The sequence below is a fragment of the Burkholderia sp. 9779_493 genome, from assembly GCF_015712215.1.
Taxonomy (GTDB): Bacteria; Pseudomonadota; Gammaproteobacteria; order Burkholderiales; family Burkholderiaceae; genus Burkholderia; species Burkholderia cenocepacia.
Genome location: NZ_JACCQA010000044.1, coordinates 44,360 through 55,118, shown reverse-complemented (window position 1 = coordinate 55,118; position 10,759 = coordinate 44,360). Strand labels below are relative to the sequence as shown.

General features: G+C 67.2%; 9 protein-coding genes and 1 pseudogene. 4 read left to right on the top strand and 6 right to left on the bottom strand.

Annotated elements, in window-relative coordinates; genetic code table 11:
- The 3 genes and pseudogenes from H0X95_RS31330 to H0X95_RS31320 form a co-directional block, all read left to right on the top strand.
- Positions 1-545: pseudogene (locus H0X95_RS31330) on the top strand (LVIVD repeat-containing protein); the annotation flags it as partial.
- Positions 455-1,879, top strand: a complete 1,425-nt coding sequence (locus H0X95_RS31325) for a DUF6765 family protein (RefSeq protein WP_230878322.1) — start codon at positions 455-457, stop codon at positions 1,877-1,879. The pseudogene H0X95_RS31330 and the gene H0X95_RS31325, both read left to right, overlap by 91 nt.
- Positions 1,880-1,895: 16 nt before the next feature.
- Positions 1,896-3,416 (top strand): hypothetical protein, encoded by a 1,521-nt coding sequence (locus H0X95_RS31320; RefSeq protein ID WP_059720623.1) that lies wholly within the window; start codon positions 1,896-1,898, stop codon positions 3,414-3,416.
- Here H0X95_RS31320 and H0X95_RS31315 read toward each other — a convergent pair.
- Complete coding sequence (locus H0X95_RS31315; RefSeq protein ID WP_059720624.1) at positions 3,379-4,314, bottom strand: helix-turn-helix transcriptional regulator; 936 nt, start codon at positions 4,312-4,314, stop codon at positions 3,379-3,381. The two genes, H0X95_RS31320 and H0X95_RS31315, sit on opposite strands and share 38 nt — an antisense overlap.
- A 143-nt stretch (positions 4,315-4,457) precedes the next feature.
- Positions 4,458-5,348, bottom strand: a complete 891-nt coding sequence (locus tag H0X95_RS31310; protein WP_006484483.1) for a LysR family transcriptional regulator — start codon at positions 5,346-5,348, stop codon at positions 4,458-4,460.
- A 101-nt stretch (positions 5,349-5,449) separates the two neighbouring features.
- Between H0X95_RS31310 and H0X95_RS31305 the strand changes: the two genes are divergently transcribed.
- Positions 5,450-5,890 (top strand): PACE efflux transporter, encoded by a 441-nt coding sequence (locus H0X95_RS31305; RefSeq protein WP_059720625.1) that lies wholly within the window; start codon positions 5,450-5,452, stop codon positions 5,888-5,890.
- A gap of 111 nt (positions 5,891-6,001) precedes the next feature.
- Here the strand turns inward: H0X95_RS31305 and H0X95_RS31300 are convergent, their stop codons facing one another.
- The 4 genes from H0X95_RS31300 to H0X95_RS31285 all read right to left on the bottom strand — a co-directional run bounded on the left by H0X95_RS31300 (position 6,002) and on the right by H0X95_RS31285 (position 10,711).
- Positions 6,002-6,853: an alpha/beta fold hydrolase gene (locus H0X95_RS31300; protein WP_059720626.1), complete on the bottom strand. Its 852-nt coding sequence runs from the start codon at positions 6,851-6,853 to the stop codon at positions 6,002-6,004.
- Between the two features lie 238 nt (positions 6,854-7,091).
- On the bottom strand, positions 7,092-7,421 hold the full coding sequence (locus H0X95_RS31295) for a DUF3579 domain-containing protein (RefSeq protein WP_006484473.1): 330 nt from the start codon (positions 7,419-7,421) through the stop codon (positions 7,092-7,094).
- Positions 7,422-7,446: 25 nt separating this feature from the next.
- Positions 7,447-8,808, bottom strand: coding sequence for a sigma-54-dependent transcriptional regulator (locus H0X95_RS31290; RefSeq protein WP_006484474.1), 1,362 nt, complete (start codon positions 8,806-8,808; stop codon positions 7,447-7,449).
- Positions 8,798-10,711 carry a sensor histidine kinase gene (locus H0X95_RS31285; RefSeq protein WP_196446338.1) on the bottom strand — a complete coding sequence of 638 codons (1,914 nt, stop codon included), beginning with the start codon at positions 10,709-10,711 and terminating at the stop codon, positions 8,798-8,800. Before H0X95_RS31285 ends, H0X95_RS31290 begins: the two co-directional genes overlap by 11 nt.
- Positions 10,712-10,759: the final 48 nt, after the last annotated feature.

Sequence of the window (10,759 nt, the reverse complement as noted above, 5' to 3'; positions counted from 1 at the left end):
GGCTCCAGGATCCGGGCGCAACGGCGGTCAAAGCCGCATGCAATGCCGGTGTGGCGCCGTTCCCGATGGGGCACATCTACGACATGTCCAACGAAGCTGCGCCGCGGCTGGTGTCGGAGCTCCGGCTCGAAACGCACGCGATCGCGAACTGCAGCAAGGTCATTCCCGATATCGCCGGCCTGACCACATTCACGTACGGCGCGCACTACTGCAGCGTCGACAACCGGCAGAACGCGACCGCGCTCGCGTGCAGTTACTTCAACTCCGGCATTCGCGTCTTCGACATTCGCGATCCGTCGAAGCCGAAGGAGATCGCGTACTACAACCCGGCTTCGGTGAAGTCGCCCGGCGCGGGCTCGGCGCATCTGATGTTCGGTCAGTACCGTGCGGGCGGGCCGGACTGGTGTGCGTCGCGTCTCGATTTCGATTTCGATCGCCACCTGCTGACCACCGCATGCCAGGACAACGGCATGCTCGTGTTGTCGTTCGAGAACGACAGTTGGCCGTTCCCCGAAAGCACGAAGGCGACGGAGATCGGCAATTGATGCGCTTTCGCCGTGACCTGCTGGTTTGCGCGATTGCGCTCGCGATGCCGCTGACGTGTGCCGGTTTCGAGGCCGACGTGCACTTCGGCCTCACGCTTTGGCTGGCACGGCAGGCCGGCTTCGCGCCGCGCGACGCCGAGGCCATTGCGCTCGCGGATCAACGCATCGATGCAGGATCGATCGAGTACATGACATCGCCGTTGCAGTACGCGTGCCTGTCGCGCTTTGTCCCCGATGCGGTCGATGCGCAGGCCCGACACTATCCGGGCGCGCGCAGCGTACCGGTCGATGCGCAGGCAAGAGCCGTAGTGCCCGGTGGGCCGGCTGCGCTCGCGCCCGTCGACGCGGCGCTCGGCAAGGCCGGCGGCGGCAAGGCCGCGTTCATGCTCGGCGAATTCGGCCGCGCGCTCCATGGCTGGCAGGATTCGTGGGCGCATCGCGGTGTGCCGTCCGTTCCGGACTGGAGCCGCGACGGCATCGCGTGCGATGCCGGTCTGGCGATGGCGGCGCCGCTCGATCGACACGCATCGTCGAGCCACGCGGCGGAGCTGACCTGGCGTCGGGTCGCCGATGTGGAAGCGATGGCGCAGGCGACCTACCTTCAGATGATCCGGTATCCGGCTATCGATGGAGCGGCGCGGCAGGCGGCACCCTGGGATCAAGTCCGGCAACGGCTTCCCGACTTCGTCGCTGCGCGAACGAAGCGCGCGAAGTCGGACTGGTTCGTCGCGAACGGCATCGCGGATACGTCGTTTCTCGACGGTATCAGCCTGCCCGACGGGCCTGCGTGGAAAACCGTCCGATGGCATGGGCGGCGCGACCTGCCCGCGCCGCTGCCGTCGGCGATGCAAGCTGGCGTCGACAAGGACATCGTCGATTTCTACACACGCTTTCTCAGCGACTGGGTCACGACGTCGCCGGTCGACAAGCGCTGGCTGCCCGCGATTTCGGTCGAGCGCGGGCAGAAGCCTGACGATGCGTTGGTCAACGCGCTGGTTGGATGGAGACTGAGGGATCACGGCGCTTATCTGGCCGTCGAGGGGTTACCGCATTCGGCGACGCATTCGCTCGCACCTGCGCGCAATCGCACGTCGTTCGAGGTGTTCAGGTCATTGAACGACGCCGTGCTGCCGCTGATCGTCGAAGGCGAGAAGCCGTCCCCCGTCCTGCCTTTCGTGGTGTTTGCGCTACCGTGGTCGAGCGCCGGCCACCCGCGCGCCGTTGCACTCGTCAAACTGCTCGACGCACCGTACGACACCGTGGGGATCGTGTCGGAGAAGCGCAATGGAATCGGCTGGAAGGTGACGGGATGGGTCTCGTCGGCCGACTACTGATCGGGAAGACGTCGAAATGCGTGACGATATCGTGCATCAATCGGCGCGGGCGAGCGGCCAGTTCGAAGGTGTCGCATTGCACGGAAAGGGATGGCTGACCTTCGGGCTCGCATGGATTGTCTTGTGCACGCCAACCGGCGCGAGCGCCCACGCATGGAATATCCCGTACTACCTTCCGGTGCCGTTGTGGCTGTATGCGTATGCCGCAACGGGCACGCTGATGGTGTCCTTCATGATCCTTGCGTTTGCGTCGGGCATGCGCGCACCCGAGCCGGGAAGGCGATCCGGAACCTGGACGAAAGCGCTGCGAATCCCGGTTCCGCTCGTGAACGCCGCGCAAATCGCGAGTGCGGTATTCGTCGCGCTCCTGGTCGTGGCCGGCCTCGCGGGAACCACGAATCCGTTCCTGAACCTGGCGATGCCGGGCTTCTGGATCTGGTTCTATCTGGGCGCCTTGTATGTCAGCGCGATATTGGGTGACGTCTATGCATTCACCAATCCGTTTGCGCTTCTGTTGCGAATCGCCGTGCGCTGTTTCCCCGTCCTGGAGCGCGGGCGCTATCGTTATCCCGAACATCTCGCCTCGTGGCCCGCGTTGGGCGGCTATATCGCGCTCATCGCGCTGGAACTGTTCGGCGCGGGGCGCCCCCGAGACGTCGGCCTGTTCCTCGTCGCGTATGCCGCGTATGCGCTGATTGGCGCGTTCTGCTTCGGGCGCGAGCGCTGGCTCGCCCACGGCGATACGTTCGGCGTGCTGTGCAGGCTATGCGCGAAGCTGTCGCCGCTGAAATGGTGTGGGGCAGCGCGGCGTCACGTGATCGTGGAATCGAGAAAGCCGGTCGCGGACATGTCGCGCGACGGGCCGGCGGATACCAGCGTCATCGCCTTTCTGTCGTTCATGCTGTCGTCGACGGCCTACGACGGCTTGCGCGATACGGCTACGTGGCACGCATTCTTCTGGCGCAGCATCTATCCGCACGTCGTCGATCTGTTTCCGTCGCTCGGCCGGCACTACGCTTTTTCAGCGGACATCCTGCTGATCTGGCAATGGGTGGCGTTCGCGATCATCGGCATCGCGTATTACCTGGTGTTCCGGGGCTGCTGCACGCTCGGCGCGATCAGTTCGCGTTCGTCGTCGGGCGGAGCGTCGTTCTCGCGGCAGTTCTGCCTGGTACTGCTGCCGATCGCGTTCTTCTACAACGTCTGCCATTACTTCACGCTGTTCTGGGATCAGGGGCGGCAGATCTTCCGGCTCGCGTCCGATCCGCTCGGCCTCGGGTGGAATCTGCTGCCGGTGGCGGCCGCGGCCGATCAGATGTCGGCGGCCCAGGCGCTCATCGACGTCGGATACATCTGGCATGCGCAGGTGCTCCTGATTCTCGCCGGGCACGTCGTGAGCGTGATGCTCACGCATGCGATTGCCGTCCGGAGCGGCCGTCCGGCCGCAACGGCGACCGTCGGCCAGTTGCCGCTGCTGGTGCTGACGATCGCATTGACGATCAGCGGCCTGTGGATTCTGTCGCTTCCGCTGGCGTAGCGGTCGCGGCGCGCGGCTTGAGTGCGGAGGGCGACACGCCCCACCGCTTGCGGAATGTCGCCGAAAAGTGGCTCGCCGACGAGAAGCCGCAGTCGATCGCGGCTTCCGTCACGCCGTATGCCCCGCGCTCGATCAGGCGGCGGGCGGCTTGAAGGCGGTTCTCGATGATGTACTGGTGCGGCGTCAGTCCGTTGGCCTTTCTGAAGCTCCGGATGAACGAATAGAGATCGCCCGGGTAGCCGACCGCATCGGCCACCATCATCAGCGTCAGCGGGCCGCGGAAATGGTCCCTGATGTACTCACCGGCCTTGCGCATCATGCCGGCTTGCGCATATTGCTTCGCCTGCGGCCGAGCTTCCAGGTGCAGCATGCGGTGCAGCGCGGCTGAGCCGAGCGCTTCCGCATAGGTCGGGCCCTGCGGCATCCCCGCGACGGCGTCTTCATGGAGGCTGCGGACGATCTGTGTGAGCAGGTCGTCGATCACGTCCATCCGGAGCGCGGCCGACGCGAACCAGACGTCGCTTTGCAGCCCTGTCCGCGACAGCCATGACGGTTCGAAGTGGACGCTGATCCACTCGATTTCATCGGACCATCGGCCGGAAAACGAGAAGCCGGGCGGAACATAAGCCAGCGGTCCGCGGATGCGGGTCGGTGCCCACCGGCCGGTGTTCGTTCGCAGCTCGAGTGTCGTGGGCGCCTGCAGATACATGCCCAGGATCGGGCCGGTCGTCTCCAGATCGACGATTTCCGTGGCGCCAGCGATGTAGTGCTCGATCGAGACCGCGGCGAACGATGGTGCGACGGGCTGCCTTTTCCACTTGTGCGGCGGATGCCAACCGACGCGGCTTCCGTTCGGCGCAATCGCGCAGACGTCCCTCATGGCTGGCCGGCTGATCACGCGTTCTCCTTTCGTCTGATCTGGCGAGCGGTTCCCGAGATGCGATTCGATGCCACGATGGCATCGCGCAAGCGAACCTACTGTAGGCCGCGATACTTACTCGACGCTTACCTGGCGGCGTGTGTGAGCCAGGGCCGCAACCGTCAGGAATTGCCGGCGGCAGCCCGCAGCGCCCGCACCAGCTCGCTCGCCGCCTTGCCGAGCCCCGTATGTTTCGGCCGCCGCAAATACACGGGCAACGGCAACCCGTTGCGGATGTTCGCGAACACGAGCGGTGCGAGTTCGCCGTCGGCCACATAGCGGCCAATGATCGATTCCGGCAAGTTCGCCCAGCCATGACCGGCCTTCACGAGCGCGATCGCGGTCGCCATGTCGGTCACCTTCCACGTGCGGTTGCCGATCAGCGGCCGCACGTCGGTGAGTGGCCGCTCCGGATCGGCGATCACGATCTGCCGAAATCCCGACAATCGCTCGATCGCTTCCGGATGCGCGGCTTCGGCAATCGCAGGATGGTCGGGCGCGGCGACCGCGATTAGCGTCTCGGTCCACAGCGCGTGAATCTGTTCCTGCGGATGCAGATCGAGCCCGCCGTACGCGACGCAAAGATCGACGGCGCCGCGATGCAGCGCATCGACGATCACATCCTGCGGCGCCGTGACGACGCTGACCGCGAGCGCCGGATATTGCGCCGCGACGGCCGTCAGCGCGCGTGCAACCGGCGCACCGTCGATTTCGGCCGCGAGCCCGAGCCGCAGCGTGTCCTCGACGCCTTCCGACAAGTGCTGCGCATGCGCGCGCAGCGCATGCAGCCGTTCGGCGATCGCGCGCGCGTCGGGCAGCAGCGCGGCCATCGCGGCGGTCGGCGTCGGCTCGCGCGTGCCGCGATCGAACAGCACGAGGTCGAGTTCGGCCTCGAGGTTCGCGATCGCCATGCTGACTGCCGACGGCGTACGGCCGAGCGCACGCGCGGCCGCCGAGAACGAGCCTTTGTCGATGACGGTCAGCAGCATGTCGATGTGATCGCTGGTCAGCATGGTCGGCCGTCTCCTGTCAGAAAAATTGAAAGGACCTGACTTTGGCGGACGACGTGCCCGCGGTAGTCTCGCCACCTGGTTCGATATGAAGGTGGTCGGTCATGCAAGGATGGAAGAGACGCATAGTCTACGTCGTGATGTTCGAGGTGCTCGGCATCCTCGTCGCGTCGTCGGTGCTCGGCATGTTGAGCGGCGCGAGCGCGGCGACGAGCGGGCTGCTCGGCGTGATGATCTCGACGACGGGCGTCATCGTCAATTTTCTGTACAACCTCGGCTTCGAGGCGTGGGAGCGGCGGCGCGCGGAAACGACGCGCACCGTCGGGCGGCGCGTCGTACATGCGATCGGGTTCCAGATCGCGCTCGTGACGTTCCTGATTCCGCTGATCGCGTGGTGGCTCGACGTGTCGCTGCTGCAGGCGTTCCTGTACGACGCGGTGCTGATCGTGTTCTTCCCGATCTTCACGTTCACGTACAACTGGGCGTTCGACAGCGTGTTCGGGTTGCCGGACGCGGTGACGCGCAAGGCGGTGCCGGTGGCATGACGCAGAGGGATGCGAAACGATTCGATGCGGGCAGTACGCGTCGTGTCGTTTCGGTAGCAGGCCATGCGACGACGGCAGCGAAGACGGGCGGCGCGCCTGCCGCCCGCGACGTTACGCGCCGACGAACTCGTGCACGTAACGGTTGAACACCGCGGGGCTCGCCGCATTCATCCCGTGCGACGCACCGGCAACCGTCTGCCGTTGCGCATCGCCGATCCACTGCGACAGCGTGTCGACGTTGTGACGGAACATCTTCGGGCTGCGCTGGCCGTCGATCAGCAGCGTGCGGCATGCGATGTCGCCGGCCGTGTGCTGCGAATACGCGGGCAGCGGGTCGCGCAGCTGCTTCGGCAGCGTGCTCGCATTGTCGATCGCCATCGTGCGAAAGCGCGACGTGCTCTTCTTCCATGCGCCGGGCAGGCTCACGGAATCGACGAACATCTCGAGACCGGCTTCGACGTCGCCTTGCCCGATCAGGTTCACGGCCTTCGTGCGCAGCGCGAGGGCGGCGGCCGGCAGCGCGGCTTCGCGCACGCCGGGCTGCTGGAGCGGGCCGCCCGGATCGGCGAGCGTCAGCGACTCGACGAGGTGCGGATGCTGGCGCGCGACGTTGAACGCGACGCTGCCGCCGCGCGAATGGCCGACCAGGTGCACGGGGCCGAGATCGAGCGCATCGATGAATTCGGCGAGCTCGTCGACGTGGTTCTGCCAGCTGAACTCGTCCTGGATGCCTGCTTCGACGGCCGGCCAGTAATGGCTGAGGCTCGGCGCGATGCAGCGGTAGTGGGCCGACAGCGCCGCGAGCTGCGGATCCCAGTAGCGGTAGTCGCACAGCGAGCCGTGCACGAACACCATCGGCGCACCGCTGCCCCGCTCGACATACGGCAGGCTGATGCCTGACGAAAGCGTCGCAAATTGCAGGTCGGGGTTCGCGAGCACGGACGGCTCGATTCGCATGTTCATGGCTGAAAGGCTCAAAGGTGCGTCAACACGACGCAACTATGCATCACGGCGACCTGCAAGGAAAACGCATAATTTTCATCGTGACGATCAATTTTTTTGATGGCACAGCCGGAAACCCCTGTCGGAGAGTGGTCATGCACCGAAGCCTTCAATCGTCTGACGATTCATTTCGCCGATGAAAGGGCGTGCCGCGGGCTGCGCGCACGCGCGCTGGCATCGGAACGGGGAAGGGGGCGCGTCAGCGCACGCTCAACGCGGGCGCGGTCTGAAGCTCGACGGGGAGGTCGTTGTCGGTGGCGAACTGCATCGCGAAATCGAATGCGTCCGCGCAGACGGCGCGCAATTCGTCGGACACGAACAGGCATTTGACGCCGCCGTCGACGACCGGCATCGCGAGCCGCGACAGCGCGCACGGATAGCCGGGCCGCCGTTCGCCGACGAACAGCGTGATGACGCCCGCGAGGCGCTCGGGCCAGTCGCTCGGGCGGAAGGTTTTCTGCGCGCGCGTGACGCCGCGGATCAAATGGCCGGCGATGCGGCCGTGGTCGGTGATGTCGATGCGATCCATGCTGGGGTGCGTGTCCTCGTGCGCGTCATTCGCCGCCGTCGGCCGCGGCGTCGCCGCGCGCGGGAATCCGCAGGTTGCGCAGCTTGTGATAGAGCGTTTTCTTCGGCATGCCGAGCGCCTCGCTCGCGTCCGCGACGTTGCCGTGGTGACGCCGCAGCATGTCCTCGATCAGCATCCGCTCGAAATACGCGAGCTGCTCCGCGAGCGTGCTGCCGGCCGTCGGCGTGCCGCCGGACGACAGCAGGCTGTCGCCGGTCAGCCCGAGCACGAAGCGGTCGGCCACGTTCTGCAGCTCGCGCACGTTGCCGGGCCACGCGTGCGTCATCAGTTCGGACACCTGCGCGGCGGTGACGACCGGCGCCGGCTGCCCGAAGCGCCGCGCGGCCGCGAGCACGAAATGCTCGAACAGCAGCGGCACGTCCTCGCGCCGCTCGCGCAGCGGCGGCAGCTCGATCTGCGCGACGTTGAGGCGATACAGCAGATCCGCGCGAAAACGTCCGTCGGCCGCGAGTTCGGCGAGATCCGCCTTCGACGCGGCCACCACGCGGCAGTCGACCGGAATCAGGTCGTTCGCGCCGAGCCGCTCGACCACGCGTTCCTGCAGCACGCGCAGCATCTTGATCTGCAGCGCGATCGGCATCGTCTCGATCTCGTCGAGGAACAGCGTGCCGCCGTCCGCCCACTCGATCTTGCCGATGCGCTTCTTGATCGCGCCGGTGAACGCGCCGGCCTCGTGGCCGAACAGCTCGCTCTCGAACACCTGCTCGGGCAGGCCGCCGCAGTTCAGCGCGACGAAATGCGCGTCGCGGCGGCCGCCGAAGTCGTGCAGGCTGCGCGCGATCAACTCCTTGCCGGTGCCCGTCTCGCCGGTGATCAGCACCGACACCGACGTATCGGCGAGGCGCAGGATCTTCTTGCGCACGTCGGCCATCGCGGGCGACTTGCCGAGCACGAACGCCTCGATGCCCTGCCAGTTGTTCAGCGCCGCGCGCAGCCCCTGCACCTCGAGCGTCAGGCGGCGCTTCTCGACCGCGCGCGCGACGCGGCCGGCGATCACGTCCGACGAAAACGGCTTCTCGATGAAGTCGTACGCGCCGACCTGCATCGCGCCGACGGCCGTCGAGATGTCCGCGTGGCCGCTGATCAGCACGACCGGGATCTGCGCGTCGATGGCCATCACGCGGTCGAGCAGCTGCAGCCCGTCGATGCCGGGCATCCGCACGTCCGACACGATCACCACCGGCGCGCCGGGCGCGACGTGCGCGAGCGCGTCGGCGGCGGACGCGAACGCGTCGACCGGGAACCCGGCGAGCGCGACGGCCTGCTCGACGCCGATCCGGACGTTTTCATCGTCCTCGACGACCAGCACCCGAATCTCATCTTCCATGCTCTGTCCTCTGTTGCGGCGTCGCCGCCGCGAATTCGATGGTGAACTGCGCGCCGCCTTCGTCGCGGTTCGTCGCGGTGATCCTCGCGCCGAACGCCTCGACGATGCGCGACGTGATCGCGAGGCCGAGCCCGAGGCCCTGGCCGCGCGGCTTGGTCGTGACGAACGGCTCGAACAGGTGCGGCAGCACGTCGGGCGCGATGCCCGCGCCGCTGTCGGTCACCGTCAGGCGCACGCGACCGGCGTCGTCCGCCTCGTCCGCGTCGTCCGCTTCGTCCGCTTCGACCGCCTCGATGACGATGCGGCGCACCGGCGCGTCGTGCACCGCGTCGAGCGCGTTGCCGAGCAGGTTCACGATCACCTGCTGCAACTGGCTCGATTCGGCCGAGACCGTCGTGCCGGGCTTGATGTTCACGTCGAGCCGTACGCCTTCGTCGCGAATGCGCGCATCGTAGATGAGCCGCGCATGCGCGACGGCCTCGTTCAGCGATACCGCGACGCGCTCGACGTCGGGCTTGCGCGCGAAGGTCTTCAGCTCGCCGGTGAGCACGGCCATGCCGTCGACCAGCTTGCCGACCCGCTCGAGATTCGCGAGCGCCGGCGCCGGCTGGCCGCGCTCGAAGAACGTGCGCGCGTTGTCGCACAGCGTGCGGATCGCGACGAGCGGCTGGTTCAGCTCGTGCGTGAGGCCGGCGGCCATCTGCCCGAGCACCGCGAGCTTGCCCGCGTGCACGACTTCCTGCTGCGACGCGCGCAGCCGCTGCTCGGTGCGTTCGCGCTCGTCGATCTCGCGCTGCATCCGCTCGTTCGCGGCCGTCAGCGCGGCGGTGCGTTGCGCGACGGTCAGTTCGAGCCGGTCGTTCGCGCGGCGCAGCGCATCCTGCGCGTTCAGCCGCGCGAGGATCGCCCGGCGGCGCTGGATCGCATAGCCGACCAGCAGCGCGACGATCAGGAACGCGCCGGTGACGAACACGAACGCCGTCTGCTGCTGGCGTCGCGCGCCCGCGATGTCGAGCAGCACCATCAGCGAATCGCCGGCCTGCGGCGCGGGGCGCGACATCACGAGATAGCGCGTGGTGCGGCCGGCGTGGCGCGGATCGGGGAAGGTGCCGAACCACGCGGCCGAGCTGCGATCGCCGATGCGGCGATAGGGCAGCGCGTCGACGGTGCGGCCCGCGTACTGGCGCGACGCCTGGATGTCGCGCTGCTGCTGCGCGGTGATCGGGCGCAGCGCGGTGAATTTCCACGCGGGCTCGGTCGAGATCACGACCACGCCGTTGCTGTCGACGACCATCGCGGCGACGCCCGGCGCGCGCCATGCCGATTCGAGCGGATCGACGCTGATCTTCACGGCGGCGACGCCGATCGGTACGCCGTCGCTGCGCACCGCGCTCGCGAAGTAGACGCCCGGCACGCCGGTGTTGGTGCCGATGCCGAAGAAGCGGCCGCTGCCGCGCGCGAGCGCGTCCTTGAAGTACGGCCGGTACGACACGTTGGTGCCGACGAAGCTGATCGTCTCGTTCCAGTTGCTCGCGGCGATCACGTCGCCTTGCAGGTCGATCACGTCGACCGCGCCGCTGCCCGCGTCGCGGTTCACGGCTTCGAGGTAGGTGTTCACCGCATGCACGCGCTCGGGCGCATCGTCCGGCGCGGCTTTCAGCATCGCGCGCACGCCGTCCTGCCGCGCGACCAGGCCGGGCAGGATCTCGAAGCGGCCGAGCTCGCTTTTCAGGCTCGACGCATACAGGTCGAGCCGGTGCGCGCCGGCTTCCTCGAGCGCGTCGATCGCGCGTTCCCACGCGAAATCGACGGCCGCGCCGGCCACGCCGACATACAGCACCGCGGCCGATGCCCAGCCCCACCACGGGATTCCCTTGAAGCTCTTCTGCACGTTCGCCCTCATCGAAGCCCGCTATCGGCGTGAACCGGCCCTGGCCGCGTTGAACGACGC